The sequence below is a fragment of the Psychrobacter sp. UBA6739 genome (assembly GCF_002453835.1).
Taxonomy (GTDB): Bacteria; Pseudomonadota; Gammaproteobacteria; order Pseudomonadales; family Moraxellaceae; genus Psychrobacter; species Psychrobacter immobilis_A.
The window spans coordinates 84,725-108,014 of record NZ_DKHR01000005.1 but is presented as its reverse complement, the minus strand read 5'-3'; the positions used below and the strand labels follow the sequence as shown (position 1 = coordinate 108,014).

The 23,290-nt window shown below is 42.8% G+C and carries 11 protein-coding genes, 1 tRNA gene and 1 pseudogene; 4 read left to right on the top strand and 9 right to left on the bottom strand.

Annotated features, from left to right (window positions below):
* Positions 1-102 precede the first annotated feature (102 nt).
* From B2575_RS01795 to urtA, 6 genes are all read right to left on the bottom strand, one after another.
* A complete protein-coding gene (locus B2575_RS01795; protein WP_296239952.1) occupies positions 103-1,092 on the bottom strand; it encodes an urease accessory protein UreD in 990 nt (329 codons plus the stop codon).
* A gap of 59 nt (positions 1,093-1,151) precedes the next feature.
* Positions 1,152-1,850 carry an urea ABC transporter ATP-binding subunit UrtE gene (gene urtE, locus B2575_RS01790; RefSeq protein WP_296239951.1) on the bottom strand — a complete coding sequence of 233 codons (699 nt, stop codon included), beginning with the start codon at positions 1,848-1,850 and terminating at the stop codon, positions 1,152-1,154.
* Positions 1,851-1,896: 46 nt separating this feature from the next.
* Positions 1,897-2,862, bottom strand: a complete 966-nt coding sequence (urtD, locus tag B2575_RS01785) for an urea ABC transporter ATP-binding protein UrtD (protein ID WP_296239950.1) — start codon at positions 2,860-2,862, stop codon at positions 1,897-1,899.
* A complete protein-coding gene (urtC, locus tag B2575_RS01780; protein ID WP_296239949.1) occupies positions 2,862-3,932 on the bottom strand; it encodes an urea ABC transporter permease subunit UrtC in 1,071 nt (356 codons plus the stop codon). The genes urtD and urtC overlap by 1 nt, the downstream gene beginning before the upstream one ends.
* Positions 3,933-3,942: 10 nt before the next feature.
* A complete protein-coding gene (urtB, locus tag B2575_RS01775; RefSeq protein WP_296239948.1) occupies positions 3,943-5,727 on the bottom strand; it encodes an urea ABC transporter permease subunit UrtB in 1,785 nt (594 codons plus the stop codon).
* Between the two features lie 129 nt (positions 5,728-5,856).
* Complete coding sequence (gene urtA, locus B2575_RS01770) at positions 5,857-7,167, bottom strand: urea ABC transporter substrate-binding protein (RefSeq protein WP_296239978.1); 1,311 nt, start codon at positions 7,165-7,167, stop codon at positions 5,857-5,859.
* Positions 7,168-7,751: 584 nt separating this feature from the next.
* Between urtA and B2575_RS01765 the strand changes: the two genes are divergently transcribed.
* The gene (locus B2575_RS01765; RefSeq protein WP_296239947.1) at positions 7,752-9,368 is read left to right on the top strand and encodes an NAD(P)/FAD-dependent oxidoreductase; all 1,617 of its coding nucleotides are present in this window, start codon (positions 7,752-7,754) and stop codon (positions 9,366-9,368) included.
* 236 nt (positions 9,369-9,604) lie between these two features.
* Here the strand turns inward: B2575_RS01765 and B2575_RS01760 are convergent.
* The 3 genes from B2575_RS01760 to B2575_RS01750 form a co-directional block, all read right to left on the bottom strand.
* Positions 9,605-9,680: transfer RNA gene (locus B2575_RS01760), tRNA-Arg, on the bottom strand.
* 67 nt (positions 9,681-9,747) lie between these two features.
* Positions 9,748-10,545 (bottom strand): hypothetical protein, encoded by a 798-nt coding sequence (locus B2575_RS01755; protein WP_296239946.1) that lies wholly within the window; start codon positions 10,543-10,545, stop codon positions 9,748-9,750.
* A 69-nt stretch (positions 10,546-10,614) separates the two neighbouring features.
* Positions 10,615-11,136, bottom strand: coding sequence for a hypothetical protein (locus B2575_RS01750; protein WP_296239945.1), 522 nt, complete (start codon positions 11,134-11,136; stop codon positions 10,615-10,617).
* A gap of 455 nt (positions 11,137-11,591) precedes the next feature.
* On the opposite strand from B2575_RS01750, the pseudogene B2575_RS01745 reads away from it, so the two are divergent.
* From B2575_RS01745 to recD, 3 genes and pseudogenes are all read left to right on the top strand, one after another.
* Positions 11,592-16,215: pseudogene (locus B2575_RS01745) on the top strand (exodeoxyribonuclease V subunit gamma).
* Positions 16,216-16,435: 220 nt separating this feature from the next.
* Complete coding sequence (locus B2575_RS01735) at positions 16,436-20,965, top strand: UvrD-helicase domain-containing protein (protein ID WP_296239942.1); 4,530 nt, start codon at positions 16,436-16,438, stop codon at positions 20,963-20,965.
* A 74-nt stretch (positions 20,966-21,039) separates the two neighbouring features.
* Positions 21,040-23,253 carry an exodeoxyribonuclease V subunit alpha gene (recD, locus tag B2575_RS01730; protein WP_296239941.1) on the top strand — a complete coding sequence of 738 codons (2,214 nt, stop codon included), beginning with the start codon at positions 21,040-21,042 and terminating at the stop codon, positions 23,251-23,253.
* The last annotated feature ends 37 nt before the right edge of the window (positions 23,254-23,290 follow it).

Here is a 23,290-nt window from a genome sequence, read left to right as displayed (position 1 = left end):
AAATAGGCTAAGTTAAATGTACTAAGTTAAATGTACTAAGTATAGTTATTCTGGTTTGATTCAGCACTGTTTAAGGATGAGATTAAGTCGGAGCACATGATATTAAGTGTCCCAAATCCTTGGTCGATGAGGCTCAAGTGCGTACCATTTAGACCTGATAAGCTCGCGAATTTGGTAAAAAGCCTCAAAGCAAGCGCGCACATCTGCTCCTAAATAACGGCAGTTGATACCTTGAAAATTGTGAGTACAGTGAATAGGTAGTGACTGCTGATCAATGAGATGGCGTAGATCGGTAATAGTGGCATCTAAATATTGGCCGAGCTTGAGCGGATTATTCTGTAACTCAGGCGCAATGACCTCTGTGCTAGGTATTGCCCAAAAAGAGCCATGCACATGTTGATTATTCAGTCCTAATGGTGAGATAAACCAGCGCGCATTTGCTTGCTGGGAGGTACATTCACTAACCAATAAATTGCCCTCACGCCATATCTCTAAGCGGTTAACATAATGACCATTAGCAAAAGTCTCTTGATACGCTTGACGTCCAAATACCGCAATATCCCAAGTCAACAAACTTGCTGTCTTAGCTAAATAAAAGCGGTTGTTCGCATTAGAGTTGGAATAATCGTAATAGATGCTTTCTTGGGGTAGCCATTCTAGGACAGCGTGGTCATCGAGGCGGGCGTCGATATGCTGTTCTGCGCTGACAACATCATTAAAATAGTCGTTAGAAGTGTTGCTGTTTGCCGATTGAGTGCCGTTGTTAAATTTTGATGAGTAGCTGGGTCTAGAGGAACGCAACGATTTGCGTTGCCCGTACCATTTACCGGCTCCAGGGGTGGTAATCACCGCATGGCTGTTAGATTGTAGATCAAATTCCAATGTTAAGCGGTCATCATCAGCAATACCAGCAGGAGGATACAATACATAAATATGGCAAATCCCTGCTTGGCTGTTATCAGTACTATCAGGCTCAGGATACAGAGCGCGCTGCACCATGAGTGCGCCAGTATGAGCACGATGACACAGCCGAGTTTTTGCAGCATTAGAGGCGCAGTCGAAATGAAGCTGTAGTGAGGATTGCCAAGTCAAAACTGTATTTCCTTTTAGAAAGCGTCCTTTTAGAAAGTGTCTTTTTAGAAAGTGTCCTTCTAGATTGCCACCAATTCTTGAATGTTATTTTTTGCCATGTCACATCCAGCCCCTTGAGCTATCACTTGTCCTCTAGAAAGCACGGTATAATTATCAGCAAGCTCTTCTGCAAACTCATAAAACTGCTCGACTAAAACAATTGCCATATCGCCTTTATTAGCAAGACTACGAATGACTCTACTAATGTCTTTAATAATGGACGGTTGGATACCTTCAGTCGGCTCATCAAGTACTAGTACTCGAGGCTCTGATGCAAGCGCACGAGCAATAGCAAGTTGCTGCTGCTGACCGCCAGATAGATCGCCACCGCGGCGATGCTTCATTTCGTCCAGCACTGGAAATATATCATATAAGTGTTTGGGTACTTTACTTGCTTTTCGTTGAGAGAATTTCGCCATGCCAATCAGAATGTTTTCTTCAACGGTCAAAGTAGAAAATATATCGCGTCCTTGCGGCACATAAGCGAGTCCTGCGCGTACACGCTGCTCAGGCGTCATCTGACTAATGTCCTTACCGTCCAATAAAATCTCACCTGATTTGATTGGTAGGATGCCCATCAAGCATTTAAGCAAGGTGGTTTTACCGACGCCATTACGACCCAGTACCACGCTACATTCTCCTACAGGGGCGGCGAGGGTGACATCACGTAAAATGTGACTGCCGCCGTAATATTGATTTATAGCATTAATTTCTAACATGTAAGCACCTCTATTTTTTAGGTCTATTTCTAAGCACTACTATCAATTATCGACCTAGATAGGTCTCAATAACGGCCTCATTATTCTGTACTTCACTCAACGTGCCTTCAGCCAAAATAGCGCCATTTGCCAAAACCGTTACTTTCTCACTTATTGCATCAATAAAGGTCATGTCATGTTCAACTACGATTAAGGTGTGATTCTTTTTAAGGCGTAGACATAACTCAGCAGTATGTTCCGTTTCGGCATCGGTCATGCCTGCTACTGGTTCATCAAGTAAGATAAGTTTTGGTCTTTGCATCAGTAACATTCCAATCTCTAGCCACTGTTTTTGACCATGAGACAATAATCCTGCTGGCTTGTTAATCAGCTCTTTTAGGCGTATTTGATCAAGCGTTGAGTCAAGGGTATCTTGGATTTCTGCGTCAATTTTAGTAAACCAGCTTTTTGATACCCGTTTGTCCTTTGGCGCAGCCAGCATTAAGTTATCAAGTACGGTAAATTTCTCAAATACGGTAGGTTTTTGAAACTTACGGCCAATGCCTGCTTCCGCTATTTCTTCGGTAGATAGTTTGGCTAAATTATGTACTTGACCAAAAAATGCGCTGCCTGTGGTCGGGCGCGTTTTACCAGTGATGACATCCATTAAAGTCGTCTTACCTGCGCCATTAGGACCAATGATGCAGCGTAGCTCGCCCGCCTCAATGTATAAAGACAAATCATTGAGTGCACGAAACGAGTCAAACCACACGCTAACGCCTTCTAAATATAGCGCAATCCCATGTCTCATATCTGGACCTGATTTGGGAACAGGATGCGCTAAGCCACCGCTATCTCCATAATCTTCAGCCAAACTAGTGACTGGTCGGGTAGGCGTGGTTTCTGCAATCGTTATGTTATTTGTATTGTCAAAACTTCCCATTGGCTTATGTATACTAGGATCATTTTTATTTTTAATAAGCGCATCGTTAGCTGTTTTTTGGGAAGCAGTATTATTACATATTATTGACATTATTCTTTTTCCTTCTTAAGACGATCAAGTACGCCAATGATGCCGTTAGGTAAAAATAAAGTAACCACTACAAATAATCCGCCTAGAATAAGTAACCAAAACTCCGGATAGGCGACGGTAAAATACGTTTTAATCACATTAATTGTACCAGCGCCTACAATGGCACCGATTAATGAACCTCTACCTCCAGCAGCCACCCATACTGCCATCTCGATAGAGTTGACGGGGTTCATCTCACCTGGATTAATGATGCCAACTTGCGGTACATATAGAGCACCAGCGATACCAGCTATTATTGCAGACAATACCCAAGCTGAAAGCTTGTACCAAAGCGTGCGATAGCCTAGATATTGCAAGCGATTTTCACTATCACGGATGGCACCGAGTACACGCCCATAAGGCTGGCTCATCAGATAGCGTAGTCCAAGATATGACAGTAGCAGCGCCAAAGCGGTCGTAAAGCACAGCACAGTCCTCGTTGAAGAGGCCGTGATGTCATAACCTAATAGCGTCGTAAAACCTGTGAAGCCATTGTTACCACCAAAGCCTGTTTCATTACGGAAGAATAATAAGGCGGCAGCGTAAGTCATGGCCTGAGTAATAATCGAAAAATAAACGCCTTTAATCTTTGAGCGAAATGCAAAATAGCCAAAGATAAAAGCGACCAGACCGGGAACTAGCACCACTAAAGCCATCGCCCACCAGAAATGTTGAGTGCCTGCCCAGTACCACGGCAATTCGGTCCAACTAAAAAAACGCATAAAATCTGGCAAGCCCGTACCAGCAGTTTCACGCGTCAAGTACATGCCAAAGGCATAACCTCCTAATGCAAAATAAAGACCATGACCTAAGCTTAGGATGCCGGCATAGCCCCATACTAAATCTAAAGCCAGTGCTACCATGGCGAGCGCCATTATTTTACCAATCAAAGTTATCCAATAAGCAGACAGGTGAAAACTAGAGGTTTCAGGTAATAAATGGAGCCAAGGCAATATCAGTAGCACTAAAAAACACAAACCAATCAGAATCGCATTACGTGGGGAATCAGATAATAATTGAGTCAAATGCATGAGGTTCTCCTTAATCCACAAAACGGCCTTTGAGGGCGAACAAACCTTGTGGACGTTTTTGAATAAACAAAATCACAAGAACCAGTAATACAATCTTAGCCATCACAGCACCAATGCCAATCTCAAGCACCGTACCACTGACACCAAGACCTAAAGATGCCAATACCGCGCCCCATACTTGTCCAACACCGCCAACCACGACGACTAAGAACGCATCAATAATATAAGTCTGACCTAAGTCAGGTCCGACATTGCCTACTTGCGCTAAAGCACAGCCAGCGAGACCTGCGAGACCCGAGCCAAGCCCAAAAGCCAACATATCGATACGAGCAGATGAGATGCCAACTGCACGTGCCATTTGCCGATTTTGAGTCACGGCGCGCACAAACAACCCGAAGCGAGTCTTGTTAAGTAAGTACATTAGTAGCATAAGAATGATGATGGTAAAGCCGATAATAGCGATACGGTTGAAGGGAAGCACAAGGCTCGAGGACACTTGATAGGCACCGCTCAACCAGTCGACATTGCTGACTTCGACGTTTTGCGCGCCAAATATCATTCGAACCAACTGCATGAGAATCAGACTGACACCAAAGGTTGCTAGTAAGGTTTCAAGCTCACGACCATAAAGCGGGCGAATAATGATTCGTTCGATAATCATGCCGATAATGGCACTGACTAAGAAAGCGACGGGTATAGCAGCAACCAGATACCATCCAGTCATACTAGGAAAATATGCTTGAAAGAGATTTTGCACCATATAAGTGGCGTAAGCACCAATCATAATGAGCTCACCGTGGGCCATATTGATGACACCCAGTAGCCCAAAAGTAATGGCGAGCCCTAATGCCGCGAGCAGTAAGATACTTGCCGTACTAAGTCCCGTGAACAGATGACCTATCCAAGTACTGACGGTAATGCGCTGCTCAATACTATCCTCAGCGTCTAACAGCGCAGATTTGAGTACAGGATCGATATCATCTGCCGCCAATGCTTTTTTAACATCCACTAATACTTGTGGGCTATCGCTATCAGCAAGCACTGTAAGTGCGGCAATTTGGGTAGTAACGTCGCCATCTCTAAAATCAATCCTCGCTTGTAAAGTACTCAACGCCGTTTTGACGTCGTCGTCTTCCTCATTAGTGGCAGCAGTACTTATGAGTGCTGGATCTAGCTGTTCGATATTGTCCGCTAAGATGGCGACTGCCTGTAAACGTTGCGTAGGATCGTTTGACTCAAGCTTAACCTTGGCTTGTCCAAATACTAAGGCTGAGCGTAGCGTATTGGTCAAAGTCACTTGCGCCAAGTCACTCGGCCACTCGATGGTCAGCTGCTTAGCAGGATAAGTAAATAGCTCATCTTCGCTGTTAAGTAGATAAGTTTGCCCACCATTACCTTGGTATAGCTCATCGTTTTTTATCAGCTCAACTAAAGTATCCAAACTCTCAACTGACCCCGGCCACTGATTGAGCATGGTTTGGCGCTTGGTGAAGTCAGCAGCAACGAACTGTTCGATAGCATCCCCTTTACTTATCGCAAGATCAGCTGATGTCGTTACAGACTGCTTGTTTTGAGCAAGTAAGGTCTCTTCACTTACAGCATTGGATGTCGCTGCCACAGTATTAGTAGATACTGCCTCATCGCGCTCGTGGCTGTGTACTACTGGCGTCTCGTGAGCATGAGCAGCTGATGTGATAGCAATGAGGAGGAGTAAAGATAGTAAGGCGATGACAAAAGTCTTATTAGAATAATTGGCTGGCGCGTCACTTTTATAATAGGAAGGGTAATGTGACATGATGGTTCCTTTTTTGCAGTCAACACTCCTTTAACCTCTACTAAAAACTGTTTTATCAGTAGAAGTTAAAGGGTTGCTGGTTTTGATACCATTAAGGGGCTAAGGATTACGGTTTAAGTGACCACAACCTTATTTAGGGATGTACTGACTCCATGGCTCAGCACGAATGACTGTTGGCGTTTTGCTAATTACATCGAACTGACCATCGGCACGGATTTGACCGATCATGACAGGCTTCCATAAATGATGGTTTTCCTCATCCATTTTCAATGTATACCCTGATGGCGCGTCAAAAGTCTGACCTCCCATACTAATACGCACTTTATCGACATTAGTCGTACCAGCTTTTTCGACTGCTTGTTTCCACATATTGATACCCACGTAGGTGGCTTCCATAGGATCATTGGTCACGACTTTGTTAGCATTGGGTAGCTTATGATCCAGCGCATATTTCTTATACTTTTTAGTGAAGTCGCTGTTGACAGGATTTTTAACCGACATAAAGTAGTTCCATGACGCCAAATGCCCTTGCAATAAACTGGTATCGATACCGCGAAGCTCTTCTTCTCCTACTGAGAATGCCATGACTGGGATATCAGAGGCTTTAATACCTTGGTTGGCAAGCTCACGATAAAAGGGTACGTTTGAATCCCCATTAATGGTAGAGATAACCGCCGTCTTTTTACCGGTAGAGAAGCTTTTAATATTGCCAACGATGGTCTGATAGTTGCTAAAACCGAAGGGGGTGTACTCTTCCATGATGTCTGTTTCAGCGACGCCTTTAGATTTTAAGAAAGCCCGCAGTATCTGGTTAGTAGTCCGAGGATAAACATAATCTGTTCCAAGTAAAACGAAGCGTTCTGCACTACCGCCCTCTGGACTCATCAAATATTCAACGGCAGGAATGGCTTGTTGGTTCGGTGCAGCACCAGTGTAGAAAATGTTTTCTGACTGCTCTTGACCCTCGTACTGCACCGGATAAAACATCAAACCGTTTAGTTCTTCAACGACAGGTAGCACAGACTTACGTGACACCGACGTCCAACCCCCAAATATCACATCCACTTTATCTTGGGTTAACAGCTGACGAGCTTTTTCAGCGAATAACGGCCAATCAGAAGCGGGATCTACGACGATTGGCTCTAGCTGCTTACCCAACACACCGCCATTGGCATTAATTTCATCAATGGTCATGAGTGCAGTATCTTTTAATGATGTTTCAGAGATGGCCATCGTTCCAGATAAAGAATGCAAGATACCTACTTTGATGGTGTCACCATCTGCCGCAGGGGTAGCAGTCGTCTCAGAGGTGTCCGTTTTTGTGGCGGTAGCATTGGTTTCTGCACTGGTTTCCGCAGGTTTTTGACAACCTATAAGACTTAAGCTGCCGACAACAGCTACTGCTAGCAGAGACAAACGTGATGTCAATTTTGAGTCGATACGATAGTTTGTATTGATAGGAGTAGCAGTGATAAGCGTTGGCAATAAAGACATATATTTCTCCAGAAAGATAAAGTAGCAGCCTGGTAGGCCGAGTGAACGAGCCATTCCTAACTATGATTAATACTTCAATATCTATGCCAATATAAAATACTAGACAAATGCACCAATATTGGTCTTTATCAGGAGCTAGGGCACTTTTGTGCACCATAATTGGTTTTTATGATGCTCTATGCACCATTTATGTCTGGTTAAGAAATGCTAAAGCGGTATAAAAAATGAGGACATCAGAAGCGATGTTTTTTTGAGTTCAGAAAGTGTGAACAGAAGGGAATTAAGAAGCAAACGTACTGAATGATTTTAACTCAACTAAAGACAGGTTTTGTTTTTAGCTAAAGCACGTTAGCCATTACGCTTGGTAGCTAGCTTGGGGTGAGGTCAGACATTTAGTTTTTATAATAGGGTGCTGATCTATGCTGAAGAAATCATAAATTTACCCTGCATAAGTAAAATATTTATTCGCTTATTTGTACCAGTACCAGTAAAATGCGAGACTGTTTTCTACACGAGTTTATGAGTAACCAATGATACGTTTAACTGAAATTAAATTGCCATTAAATCATGCACCTGAAGATCTAACGACGGCTATAACGACAAAACTTAAAATTTCTGCTGAGCAAATGGCGTCATTTGTGATGTTTAAACGCGGTTATGATGCTCGTAATAAAAGAAATATCCAATTAATTTATACGCTAGACATCACACTGACTGACTCGGATTTGACCAATGATTTGCTGGTTCAGTTTGAGTCAGACAACCATGTAAAAGCAACACCAGATACCAGCTACAAATATGTAGGTGTAGCGCCAGAGCATTTAACTGAACGTCCTGTTGTTATTGGTTTTGGACCTTGTGGTTTATTAGCAGCACTTACCCTTGCTCAAATGGGTTTTAAACCTATTATCATTGAACGTGGTAATGAAGTCAGACAACGCACCAAAGACACTTTTGGCTTTTGGCGTCAGCGTAAATTAAACACAGAATCTAACGTACAATTCGGTGAAGGCGGAGCAGGTACCTTCTCTGACGGTAAATTATATAGCCAAGTGAAAGATCCCAATCATTATGGTCGTAAAGTCATGACTGAATTTGTAAAAGCTGGCGCACCAGATGAGATTTTATTTGTCAGTAAACCGCACATAGGTACTTATAAGTTAGTCACCATGGTAGAAAAAATGCGTGCTGAGATCATAGCACTCGGTGGGGAAGTCCGTTTTGCGACTCGCGTAGACGACTTGCACATCACTGACTCAAAAGTAACAGGCGTGACCCTTAATACTGGCGAAACCTTAAAAACTAGCCATGTTATTCTTGCTGTTGGTCATAGCGCCCGTGACACCTTCCAAATGATTCATGATAAAGGCGTGTATATTGAAGCAAAACCTTTCTCGATTGGCTTTAGGATTGAACATAAACAGTCAACCATAGACCAAGCACGCTTTGGTGACAATGCTGGAAACGAGATACTTGGCGCTGCGGATTACAAACTGGTTCATCATTGTAAAAATGGTCGTTCTGTTTATAGCTTCTGTATGTGTCCAGGCGGGACCGTTGTTGCCGCCGCATCAGAAGAAGGCCGTGTGGTCACTAACGGCATGAGCCAATATTCAAGGAACGAGCGTAACGCCAATAGTGCTATTGTGGTAGGTATCGACCCAGAGCGAGATTACCCAAACCACCCCCTTGCTGGTATCGACTTACAAAGACAACTAGAAACCTTAGCGTTTGAATTAGGTGGCAAAGACTACAGTGCCCCAGCGCAAACCATTGGCGATTTCTTAAAAGGTAAACCAGACTCAGAATTAGGCGATGTAAAACCCTCTTACACACCGGGCATTACCTTAACCGACTTAAGCAAAGCACTGCCAGACTTTGCCGTGGATGCCATACGTGAAGCCATTCCAGCGTTTAATAAAAAAATCAAAGGGTTTTCATCTGACGACGGTCTACTAACTGGCGTAGAAACCAGAACATCGTCACCAATCAGCATTAAACGCAATAAAGAATTCCAAAGCATTAATACCAAAGGCTTATTCCCTGCAGGCGAAGGCGCTGGCTACGCAGGCGGCATATTATCAGCAGGGATTGATGGCATCAAAGTGGCCGAAGCTGTAGCGAAATCGATGTTGAACATAGAGTAAGAGCGGCTTTAGGCAAATTATAATATTAAAACGCTTATCTAGATAAAAACATGTGATCGATAAAGCCTTTCAAGCTATGAAGTATAAAGCTTGAAAGTCTTTTTTGTGTTTTGAAGGTATGCTGTATGAAAATGCATCGTAAGTTATGCAATGTTATGTTGTGATATGCTAATACATTAAAAAACCCCGCAACTGGTAGGTTGTGAGGTCTTTTGATTACTTTTGACAATGTTTGATGGTGCGCCCACCAAGACTCGAACTCGGATCGATCGCTTAGGAGGCAACTGCTCTATCCTGTTGAGCTATAGGCGCATTTTGGAATAACATTGTAGGAAAAATTGCTCATAAAAGCAATCAACAAAATATAAAGATTTTATTATTAATTGCCATTACTCAAGGCGTCAGCGACATTCACAGTGTTGGCATTTGCTGCTTTTTGTGCACGTGATGTTGGATTAAACAAGTCATTTACACTGTTTTTATAACCTTCGATATTATAATAATCGTACTTTTCTAATATATCTTGTCCGGTACTCGAAAGTAAAAAATTACGGAAGTTAATAGCAGCAGTATTCTCTGTCAAAATAACCCCTTCAAGCGCTTGCTTGTCTCTCAATGCATAGCTGAAAGAATTTAGGGTACGTGCCTCTGCATTGTCAGTTTCAATGGCACCAGTCTCAGCAGTATCTACTTTTTTATCATCAGTATTGCTGATATTTTCTTTGTCTTGGTTTATTTTATCTTGAGCCGCTTTTAGCTCTGCTTGTAACGGTGTCAGACGGTCTGCAGATAGGCTGTCGTTAGCGATGATCATGTCTATATCAGCGCCAAATTCAGAGTGTTTATTATAGTTAGGATTGGCGTTTGATAATGTTAAGAGGTCGCTGGCGGGTACATAACTTGGCACAACCTGCACATGAGGATAACGAGATTCGAAGCTAACGATGATATCGTCCAAGGGTGCTTGTAAATCCTCTTCAGCCTTTATATACAGCGTACTGTCGGTGAGGGCGTTTACCTCGTCTTGAGTGGAGGCTGACGGTTCATTTGCACTTGCCATGATCGGTAAGGGGTCTATATTTTTACGGTTACTGCTCCATAACCACGTAAAGATTGCAATAAAGATTATCAGCAGCAGTAAAATTAGCCCAGCCAGTAGCAGCTTGTAGTCTCTCATATGTTACTGCTCTTCTCTTAATGGGTTTGTGTCAAGTTTACATAAAATGCGGTGTGCGACGTATTATTTTTAAAGCTGTTGGTGTAACACTTCATCTGCTAAGTCCGCAAGCATATCTGCAAAAATATCGGTTTTTGAATCAGGTAAAAGTTTTTTCTCGCTATTATTCTTATGAATAATTGTACTATTTTGATTGGATAGCACAGGTTGATCGTTTGAGGGGGAGGTAACATCATTTTCAATGGCTTTTATTTGGTGTGCAGCCAATGGCGATTCGCCCATCGTAAGCTTGTCTTTAAGCCATTCAAAACCATGGGCTTCCCACCATGCTTCAAAGCGTGGCAGCGTACTCCCACGCACCGCGATAGGCAGATTCAATGTTCGCAGTTTTTGTGCAAGTATGGGGTCGTTAATGGCTTGATGGATGCTCAAATAAAGCGAGCGACTATCATCAGTATAGGGCTGTCTATTTTGCCACGATCTGTCGTCAATTTTCATACGTGGCAATTGCCACAATTCACCGCGATAGTATACAACATATAGACGTCGTTTAGGATGAACGAAAATGGCATCAATGGGACGCAAGGGCATAGTATTAAGTTATTCCGTTAAAAAGGGTTATGGACATAAAAATTACAGCAGTTAATCTGACAGCAGCACTGACTTCTCTATTCATAAATATGAGACTTATCAATGTGACACTATCTGTCGTAAGATATTATAATAGTGGCACATATACTAGTAAACGATAGCTATCGATGGCACACTAATCAGCAGCCTATTTTATGATTGTTATAAATAATCACTGATGATGCAATGATAGTTAATCGTTGTTGTCATTTGCATCGTGTTTATGACAGCCATGCTAGCAGAAATACATTGTAGTAACGACCGCGAAACATAGATTGGTGAGTATTCTTCGTGGTATTCCTTAGCAGCCATCAATATGCATTAGAAAGTTAACGCAAATGTTATTCCATTTCAGGCACTCATGACCGTCTACATCACACTATCACTCATATATAACTTCAATCAGACTATCTTCTATGTTTACCATTATTCAATCGCACCGCACCGAAAACCTTGTTGATCAACTGCTTGTGCAATATCAGTCTAAGGATCAGCCTGTTTTTGAGCCTTTTATTGTCATTGTGCCCTCAATGGTATTGGGCGATTGGTTGGACAAAACCATTGCCAGTCGTGCTGGGATTAGTACCTTGGTACGTACTAAGTTTTGGGGTCAGTATCAGTGGACGCTCATGCAGGATGTGTTAACCCGCCATAACGCTTCTTTGCTAGCGCAAAACCCTGAGGCGGAAACTCTTAATGTGCCTGAAGTGGCGGTGTTGTCACCAACGGTGATGCAATGGCGATTGTTTGGGTATTTGACTTATTATCAAGAGTCGATTGTGGCAGATGAAAAACATTCGGTCCATCCGTTGCTGGCATCTTTGATTGACGAACCGCAAGCAGGTGCTCAGCAAGACAATGTGCGACAAGATAAGGCGCAACAAGATGCACGTATCTGGCAGCTGGCAAGTGATTTGGCGAGGGTGTTTAACCGCTATTTGACCCATCGTGAGGATTGGCTGGCGCTATGGTCGCACAATCAACCACTGAATGTAGGTGAGTTGATAGCGGATAAAGATGCATTGTCATTGCGCTTTGATAAATATGCACGCGGCACGCCTGAGTGGTTGGTCGAGCATTATGTAGAGTTAGAGATTGCTCAACGATTTTTATGGTCGCATTTATTTGCTGATGTTCATCTACACCGTGTGGCACTTGAGCGCGCATTTTGGTCAGCCTTAAAAGGTAATAAGGCGAACGAGCGTGCTCAGTTGCCAACTATACTGCGTATTTTTACTATTCAGCAATTACCACAGACGGAGCTAGACTTCCTACAGCGCCTGTCGCAATACATGAATATCACGCTATTACATTACAATCCATCAAAGCTGTTTTGGGCCGATATCGTCGATAAATCATGGTTACAACGTCAGCAGATTATTAACCCTGAAAGTGTATTTTTACGTGATTATGGTCACAGTTTACTGTCGCGTTTGGGTAAGCAATCGCGTGATGCGTTTGCCATGCTTGCTAACTTGTCGGGTAATGAGCAATACGACGATGCGCTGGTGGAATGGCAAGATAATTTTGAAAGTGGTTTAAATGATGAGCTTAGTAAGGGTATGGATGAAAGCATTTATACTGATGATGCCATTGCTCAAGATAGGCAAAGTAGCCTAAGCTTATTAAAGCGTTTACAGAACGATGTGCTGATGCTTGATGAGCAATCGACCCAGCAAGCAACGGCTGCTACAGTCTCGCAAGCGGTAAGTAAGCAAATAGAGCCAAGCTTCAATGAAGAGAAGCCAGAGACAGCTTGGTATGAAGATGAGGCGTTAGAGAATAAGCGCTTTGAGGTAGACCGTTTTTGGGCAATATCTTCTCAAGATAATAGCCTAAGCATTCATTCTTGTCATAGTTTACAGCGTCAGCTTGAAGTGCTGCGTATTATGATTGGCCGCTGGTTGAACGAACCTATCAAACTTGGTGAAAAGAAACGCCATATATCTGACATTGTTGTGCTGCTACCCGATGTTGAACGTCATCATGCACTGATTGGCTCTATCTTCGTCAATGGTAAAGGTCAGGATGGTTTGACCTTGCCCGCTAAAGTGACGGGTGTTGTTGATGCGGACATTCGCCAGTTATGGGAAGCTATTATTGGTTTTTATAAGCTATTGGGTAGCCATAGCGCCCGTTTTGAAGCGGCTGAAGTCTTAGATTGGCTTATGTTGCCGCCCTTGTTTGAAAGCTTTGGGCTGACTCATGAGCAGATGAGCCGTGGCTGTGATTTGTTGGTAGAGGCGGGCTTTATTCGCGGTTTTGACGAGCTGCATCTTAAGCAAACGTTGGATAGTAATGATTACGACTATCGCTTTAGCTTTGCTCAAGCGTTAGACAGATTGACCGTAGGTCTGGTCATGCCAGAAGCTGAGTTGAGTGATTGCTTATATGCTCTAAATGAAGATGAATGGCCAAGCACTGCCTTACCAGAAATGACTTTACCGCTACCACAAGTCAGCTTAAATGATGCGTTGATTGTTGAAGCGCTTTGCCGCATTTATACCGGTTTGGTCGCACGACGGGATGACCATATACAAAAAATGAAAGCGGAAGACTGGCTCGATCAGATTGAGAGACAAGTGATTCATCGCTACTTTGGCGATGTGGACCAAACGCGTACCATGCGCGCCATTTACAATGCGATGAATGGCTTTAAATCAAGTTTGCGAGCCAATCGTCACTATAGGCAGTACTCCAGTGGCGATAGCGCCAACAGAGAAGTGGAGCAAAGGCTGGCAGGTGTGGAGCAGTTGCCACTAAAGTTGAGCTTTATGCTAGACAGTATCGAAGCGGAGCTTGAGAGTCAGCAGGTCAGTGCGGAGCCAACTGGTGTGATTACCTTTGGTAAGTTTGGTGCTTTAAGGAACGTGCCCTTTGAGTTGGTGGTCATGCTAAATATGGATCTTTCAGAGTTCCCTGGGCGTGACCGTGATAACCGCTATGATTTGATGAAAGCGACTAATTCACGTCGCGGCGACAGAGTCAGTGAAGATGATGATAATGGCGCATTTTTAGATGCCCTGCTGTGCGCACGTAGTGCTTGTTGGATGTTCTACAACGGTCAAAGCTTGACGGACACTCATGAGCATCTACCAGCCAACCCAGTAAGCGAATTGCTACAGTTCTTGCAAGGCGAGGTGCAATGGCAGGTGAACTCGCTTGAGACATTGCCTGAGAATATTGATCCCCCCACCGAAAGCCTCAAGCGTTACTTACCTAAATTGATTAAGCAGTGGCTAGTGACTGAGCATCCTGCACTACCTTTTCATGAGAGTCTGTTTGAGACAGAAATTGAAGGCGCTGATATTTTTGAGCAAGCGTCTCCTGATATTGATGACAATGCTAATGCCAACGTTAATATCAATGCTCAGGATTCTAGCCCTGTCGAGATGATTGATGAGCTGGATGCTTTATTAAATACAGCCATGCGCAAGACCAAACTGGCTCAGAAAAAACAGTTTCCGCCTGCGCCGCTTTGGNNTAGATGTTCTTTTGAATAAAGCCATGCGCAAAACCAAGCTTGCGCAAAAACGTCAGTTTCCGCCTGCGCCGCTTTGGCAAGCGGTGTTTGATACATTGAAAGGGCGAGTGTCTAGCGAGCCTATGCAACTGGTCGGCCTACCCACAAAAGCACAATATGAGTCCATCGCTCAGGTGCTTGGCCAAGGCTTAGGTCAGCTAGGTCAAGTAGACAGTCAAACCTTGTCTGCATTAGCTGAATTGTTGACGCTAGATACAGTTGTCGATACTAGCAATGTCAGTAGCATGACAGAGACGCTCATCCAAGTATTATCCGATAGCGTATTTAACATTGGAGAGATAGATATTGAAGGAGCATTAGCTTACCAAGTGCGCCATCCCGCCAAAGCATTTTTACGGTCCCAAAAGGTGCATGTGGTACAAGGTGAAGAAGCACTGTCGCATCAAGAGCCGCTATTTCTAAACAGTTTGACGACCTATCAAATCAAAGATCATTTGATTAAGCAATTGGTCGCCGATGAGAATAAGGCCAATGGCGGTGATACAACTGCTGAAAGTTCCACCCCAATCCTGATGTATCAAAAAATTATGCCCGCTGGTGTCGCTCGCCAAACCACGCTACCCAATCAACAACAAAAACTGCAACAGCAATGTTTGGAATTTAAAGAGCAGTTAATAGCTAATGGTTTTGGCGAAAATATTGTACCTAATGAAGATGGAGCAGAGGGTACGACAGGTTTGCAGCTACTAACGCCAACCGCCGAGCATCCTGTTCAGATAGAGCTGGCAAACTTGCTAAATAGTATTAATAACGAGTCAAAAAGCCAAGCAGATATCGAAGAGGTAGAAACGCTGCTCAAGTTATTGCCTAAAGCCATTAAAATAAAAGGCTCAGTACCCATATTAGCACCAGTATCATTACCAACAGCAGTGCCGATAGATGCGCATGATAGCCACTCTCATATTCAGGCGGGCATGCCTTATGCTCAGCAATCACCCAAGCAGTGGTTAAATATATTGCCCAATTCTGCCAGTCCTAGGCATTTACTCAAATTTTGGTTATCACATTTGTATTGGCAAGTGGCTAGACGTACCACTGCTGAGCAAGTGGCACTAAATGATGGGGTGAGTATTTGGCGCTTTAATAAGCCTAGCTCGCAAATTGGCAAATATAAAGATGTAATCGCATTTAAACTAAGCCCCATTGTCTATGAAGACGCTGTGATTGAGCTGATAAAATGGGCGATTTTTTCCAAGTTATCTGGGCAAGTGCCTATTACTTTATTGCCTGAATATGCACTCAATTACCTTGATCAGTGTTCAAAATCTGAAGATGGTGAAGGCGGCAGTTATTGGCCAAAACGAGCAGACTTTTCAGATTGGCTACGGTCTGGCTATCATACAGACACAGTATATGATACTTGCTCTCAGCATGCCATTTGGCAGTACGTATTACGTGATCAAGATGCATTTAAGGCTTTGTCAGGGGCGTTGACCACCTTGGCGCGACCATTATATGAGCCGATGTTTAATGCATTGATTGACTTAGATGGCTAATTAGGGCGTGTCTTCAATTCACTCAATAGTCATCTAAATGGGCTAAAAATGGATAAATATTGCCAAATAGCTTGTTAATATCCCGATATTATCTACGCTATTTTTCTTGTTTGACGGCAATTTATCTCCATTTTTGAAATGAAGACACGCCCTAGTCATTTAGAATAATCAATTTTTGCTCTCTTGATCTAATAAATAATAATTAAAAGTATACGCCCATATGACAGACTTGACTGATCCAACCAATATCATTGAACTTTCTACACAGCCACATTTATTCGATGAGCGCTCAGATGCGCCTCACTCAGATCCTATGAGTAAGCGTAAGGCTGATGTGATACCAGCAGTTGATGTTGACCTAACGGGCAAGCACCTGATTGAAGCGTCTGCTGGTACTGGTAAAACTTGGACGCTAACAGGCATTGTATTGCGCCTGCTAATTGAAGCACGACGTGCGCCAGAGCAAATTATTGCCACGACCTTTACGCGAGCCGCTGCCGCTGAGATGCGTCAGCGTATTCATGATCGTTTGGTGGATTTTTATCAATTATTGCAGTGGGTCAACAGTTTAAGTGCTGACATCAGTAATAAGGAGGCTTTGTATCCCAATATATTGCAGGTGATGCCTGAAAGCGATAAGGATAAACAAGAGGGCAAACAATCAAGTACGGATTTAAATACTGAGATAGGCGCTGATGAGTTAAACCAAGACCTTGCCTCTGATAAGCAAGCTGCTGCCACAAAGCGTGCGCAAGCAAAAAAAGACCGTGAAGATTGGTTGGTAGCACAGGCTAAATATGTGCGCTTGGATGGCATCATGCAAGATCCCATTAACCTGCATCTCGTCGGTTATTTGCTGGATCACGTGTACAGCTATCCAATGACGGAAGCTATCAGGCGTACCGCACTGGTTTTAACCACGTTGGATAAATTATTTGTAGGTACGCTCGATAGCTTGGCACAAAAATGGCTGAAGGAGTACAGTAGCGAGACAGGTCATCAGCAAGGTATGGCTATTATCGAAGAGAGCAGTATCGAGCAGGTGACCGATAGTATTATTCATGATGAGCTGCGTCAGTTTCAAAGTCGCTTGTATCATGAGCAGCCTAAACTGTATGCGCTTATGGATCAGCAAGGTAAGCTGACTGCCGTGAGTGATCATAAAAAATATGTGACTCGCTCGCTTAACTTTATTTCTGCGCCAATTGATGAGATTGTAGTAAATGACTTTTCGTTTGAGGGCTATGAGCGGCTTATAAATACTATCATTGAGCGCAGCGATGAGCTTGATATCTTTTTTAAACCTGACGGCGAGTATTATGACGTTCCAAAAGGACAGCTACAAAATAATAGAGACTCTTGGCCGAAAATTATTCAAGCATTAAAAGATTTTGGGCCAGCCGCTTACAAATTTATATCAGACGCAAAAACTTATACAGGAAAATTAATACAAGCTTTTCAGAAAACTGATGACGTAGGCAAACAATTCTATAAACCAAAAGATGGCGAAAGAGTTAATCTGATATTTAATGAGTTGCAGGTCGTTCGTGACTTTAAACGCTATGTCGAAGAAAGTAAAAAGCTAGACGAATACATAGTGACTGTTTTAGCCAATCTTAATCGTCATATCGTGCTTGCGGTACGTGACAGGCTACCAATTATTTTGGAAGAGCGAGGTGAGACGACCTTTAGCCTGCAAATGGTACGTTTAAACCAAGCATTAACTGGTCGGCAAGGAGAGAAACTGGCACGTTATATTCGTCACCATTATCCTGTGGCGTTGATTGATGAGTCGCAAGATATCAATGGCGCACAAGCCATTATGATTGAAAGCATTTATTTGCCAAAGAAAAAGGGCAAGGTTGCTGATAATGATAAACAGTCAGCTACTAAAAAAGCCAGCCATGAGTTCCTGCTATTGGTTGGTGACCCTAAGCAGGCTATTTATGGGTTTCGTGGTGGCGATGTGGCTAACTATAACTACATGAAAGCTCAATTTGATAAAAGCACGCTTTGGACGCTTGATATCAACCGACGCTCAAATGCGAGCGTGATTAATGCCCTAAACTGTTGGTTCGGCATGGCTGATGCAACCACTGGCGAGAACAAATTAGCTCAATTAGGCGCAGGTATTTATTACCAGCATATCAAAGCGGCAAAACCAGAAAATCAGCTGTCTTGGTTTAATGAACCAGACGCTCACAGCACTACTTTAGTGACTGAGGTGCTTTCTGCCCAGCCAGTGAGCGTATTACACTTACCATATGATAAAGACAAAGAGCTTGAGTACGATGAGCATGAAATCACGGCGCGTCATATTGCGACTTTGCTTAGTAGTGGTCAGACTTTAAAAGGCAAGCCTATTCAGCCTAGTGATATCGGTGTGCTGGCACGTACTAAGAAAGACTTAAAACGGGTTGAGGATGAGTTGGTTAAGCTTAATGTACCGACCTTGACTACCAGTGATGTCAGTATCTTTGAAACCATCATGGCAGAAGATGTGGCGGCGCTGCTGAGTGCCATGTTATATCCGTATCGTCATGACATGATTAATCGGGTGTTGACCAGTCATTTATATGGCCTAAGTATTAAAAACATCAAAGCCATGATGACGGACCATGAGTCAGGCATTACTGAGGGCAGTAGTAAAACAAGCTCTCATTCAAAAAATTCTAATTCGAAGGATGCCTCAGTTAATGAGGTTACTGATAATAAAAAAAGTTATCAAGATTTTATTACTTATCTAAAAGAAGGCGCACAGCGTTGGCAGAACTTTGGCATCTTGTCGGCATTGCATTACTTGTTAGATAAAAACCCCATACAGCCGCAAGGCATTTGGCAAGCGCTAGCGGCTCATCCAGAAGGCGATCGTCATATCATGGATTTGCGTCATGTGATGGATATCTTGGCGCAGTATGGCCTAGGTATGGGTGAGCATGAGCTACTGGCTTGGTTTAGACAAAATATAGATGCAGCGCCCAATAGCGATTGGGCTAAGCAATATCCGCTACCGACAGAGTCTGGCGTACAGCTGATGACCATTCATAAGTCCAAAGGACTTGAGTTTCCTATTGTTTATGTATTGGGTATGGGTGATGCCAGTAGAAAGTCAGGCACCAATGAGAAGTATGGCCTGTATTTATATAACGCAGATCAAGCACCTTCAGCATTAGTACAGCAGTCACTAGATAGTCAATCAACAGGAAATCAACGCCGCTTCTCACCGATACAAGGTTCTGCTACCACAGACGACTACTACACCGATATCGAAACGCGGGAAGATTTCGATGAGCTGCGACGGCTTGGTTATGTGGCTTTTACTCGCGCCAGTGAGCAGCTTTATGTCGTGCTGCGAGATCCTAACAATAAGACAGGATTTGAGTTAAAGCCAGTGTTTTATTGGTTTGAATCACCAGAAGCGAAATTTGAGCTGCCTGATAGACTCAAAGGTACCATAGGCATGCTCAGAGGGCATAAGGTCAATGAGTTCTACGACAAGAATTACGCAAGCAACGATGCTAAATCAGCAGGCGTAAATGACAATGTTCAGCTCGCTCTTACCAAGTCAAGTGCTCATAAGCCTGCCACAGAGACTATTGAGTATGCGCCTTTTGCAGAGGTTATGAAAACCAATTATTTTTATGGTTGGGCTAAGACCAGCTTTACCGCTTTGGCACGTCAGCTCGATGAATCTACACAAACAATGGCGATAGTGGATGAGCGTATTGATGATGCGATAGACATTGATATGGCAGACACTTCAGTGTCGGTTGAGCCTTTGCTTAATAGTAACGCGTTTCTTGAAAAAGTCGATGGGTTAAATCTTAAATCAGAGGATGATATCCGCTTTACCTTTGTGAAAGGTGCTAATGCGGGTACGTTCTTGCATGAGATATTTGAAAAAATTGATTTCAGCAATAAAGCGCAGTGGTCTCAGGTTATCGATAGAGCCATCAGCAGCTATCAACTGCCTCTAGTTTATAGTAGCGCTGAGCAGCAAGGCCGTCGATCACAAGCGAAGAAGCAAGAGCAAGGCGATGACGGTTCATTCAATACTAGCTCACTTGATCTTGCTTCAATAGATGCTACCAAGCATGAGGCACTAATCAATTGGATTGAAGAGGTGCTACATGCGCCGCTATTGGCCTCCAATCAACCATTAAACTCTCTTAATGCAGGTCAGCGGTTTTCTGAGTTAGAGTTCAATATGGGGTTGTCAGAGAAATTTAAAGTACAGGATATCACTAAACTCTTCCAACAATATCTCCCTAATGAGATGGACAAACACGTCACTCTTATTCCGCAAAACAAAGCGCATTTGTATCGTTATTTACGCGGCGAAATTGACTTAGTGTACGAAAATGCTGGCAAGTATTACGTTGTCGATTATAAAAGCAACTTTCTAGGAAATAGCCTAAGCGATTATAATGAAGATACACTTAAGCAAGCAATGTCCAAGGCAGGGTACTGGCTACAAGCAGCGATTTATCAAGTAGCTTTACATCGATTCCTTTCAATGAGAATACATGATTATGCAGGCAATGAAGATAAGTATTTAGGCGCTGTGGAGTATGTTTTTTTACGAGGTGTGTATGATCCCAATTCTCAAATAGCTGATGATCTATCACAATATGTTAAAGAGGCTGATAATAGCCACTCAATCCACAACGACCGCTATGGATTAGTGACGTGGGATATTCCAATTGAGTTCATTAAGGCTCTAGATGTGTTGTTTGGCATGCCCAACTAGTAGGCTAGAAGTAATGATTAAATGCTAAAAAACATGATATCGATTAACTATTTCAACATAGAGACAAGCATACTATGAGTAATAATAAAAAAGAGAGCAAGGCAGTAATTGGGCTACAACAAAGCTGGGCTAGTAACATCAGTGATTATATATTGCTACGCCGCGAGCAAACGTATTTAGCGTATAAGGCAACGGATGCAAAAGCTAATACTGATAGTAAGCAAGTCGATAAAACAGAAGAAAGTAATTTATTCACCGCTCTATTCGTTATGTTAGCGACTCATTTGGAAGAGGGGCATACTGTATTGACCATTGAATCGGTTGAGAATGAAACACCGCAACAAGGTCGTATCAGTGGCGAGTTAGTGACTCTATATGTGTGGCAGCAGCAATTGTTAGAGATGTTAGCAATGCCAATCTTTGCGCTGATAGATACCAAACTAAATACGCAATCAGAAGATGACTCTATAACTGAAAGGTCGCTATTCGTATTGCTAGACACGCTATTTGATAAGAAAGAGCAGCTGTGGATACAATTGGCGCTTAGCAACCATGAAAAAGAGGTGCTAACCAAGCGTTTTGACATGATTGCTACGCTATACCAATTATTAAAAAATACGGACTTAAGTTTTTTTATACGCCTAGTTAACGAACACGATTTGTTCGCTGAGGTTAATAGTAGCATTAATAATAACGATAAAGTAAATAGCCTAAGCAAAAAAAATCAACCTATTATTTATAAACAAGTTAACAGCAAAAACACAGAAGGTTCAGCAGTATTACTAACTTTTTGGCTACATCGTTCTTGGCAAGCAGAATTTAACTTAGCACAGCACATTAATACTATTTTAAATCAACAGATAACTCCTCTAAATATATCAATACCCAAAAATTTAAACGATCAGCAGATAGCAGCTATTAATGTGGCTAATAATAATGCATTTAGCATTATCACTGGTGGCCCAGGCACAGGTAAAACCTATACCGTTGCTCAGTTAGTCATCGCGCTGCAACAAGCGACAGAGAGTGGGGAATACGGGGCTGAAAATATTAGATTCAGTACGGACAGTGCCAGTCTGGCATTGGCAGCACCGACTGGTAAGGCTGCCCAGCGCATGCAAGAATCTTTACAAGCTGCTCTCGATACAGCAGATATTGATCTACAGTTACAAGAAGCTAAAACCATCCATCGCTTGTTAGGTATTGGTCGGACGGGCAGACCGCGCTACGATACTAACAATCCACTTGGCGAAGATATTATCATCGTTGATGAGGCGTCGATGCTCGGGGTCGAGTTGGCTAATTATCTCGTAAGTGCAGTAAAACCAGGTGCAAGGCTGATACTATTGGGCGATGCAAACCAGCTAGCAGCGGTAGATGCAGGAGCAGTGTTGGCTGACTTGTGCCGTATTCCACTGTTACAACCCATTCATGCAGAGTTAACCGAAAGCCGCAGATTTAGCGCAGAATCAGGTATTGGCAAGCTTGCCTACCAAATTAATCAGGCAGAGGTAGATACTCAAGCCATCTGGCAGCTGTTAAGGCAGGATGAAGCCTTGAGTTTTCAGTATGTAAATAAGCTGCAAGCAAATGAGCTTAAAGATAATAAGACAAGAAATAGCCTAAGTAGTAAAAAAATTATTCTAAAGGTATCGTTAAAATATATTAAGTATATAAATAAAATAAAAGAACTCCTAAAAAATCCAATAGAAAAATCCATGCCAGAATCAGTAAAAAATACGATTACATCACTAATGGAAACATTTAATGAGTTTAGAATTCTAAGTGCTGGCCATAATGGCGAGTGGGGCGATCATTATATTAATAATTATCTCACGCAGTGGCATCTTGCTGAGCTAAAGCTACCACTGGGCCAAAACACATGGTTTCATGGCCGTCCTGTCATGGTTCTACAAAACAACTATGAATTAGGATTGTTTAATGGTGATATCGGTTTCTGCTTGCAGACTAGCGATGATAGAAGCCGACTAGAAGTGTTTTTTGAAAATAAAACACAAGGGATTGCCGTTAATTTACTAAATGAAGAAGTCATCGCCACCGCATATGCAATGACCATTCATAAGTCACAAGGGTCTGAGTTTGATCATGTGGCTATTACTTTTGATAATAGTCATGCTAGATTGCTAAGCAAAGAGCTTATTTATACGGCGGTGACCCGTGCTAAGAAACAGGTAACCATATATAGTACAAAATCTGCTTTTGAAAAGGCTGTTCAAACACCTACTGAGCGCCATACAGGTTTGGCATTACAGTTTTCTAAGCATTAATAGATAAATGCTCAGAAATATAAAAAGAGGACTAGAG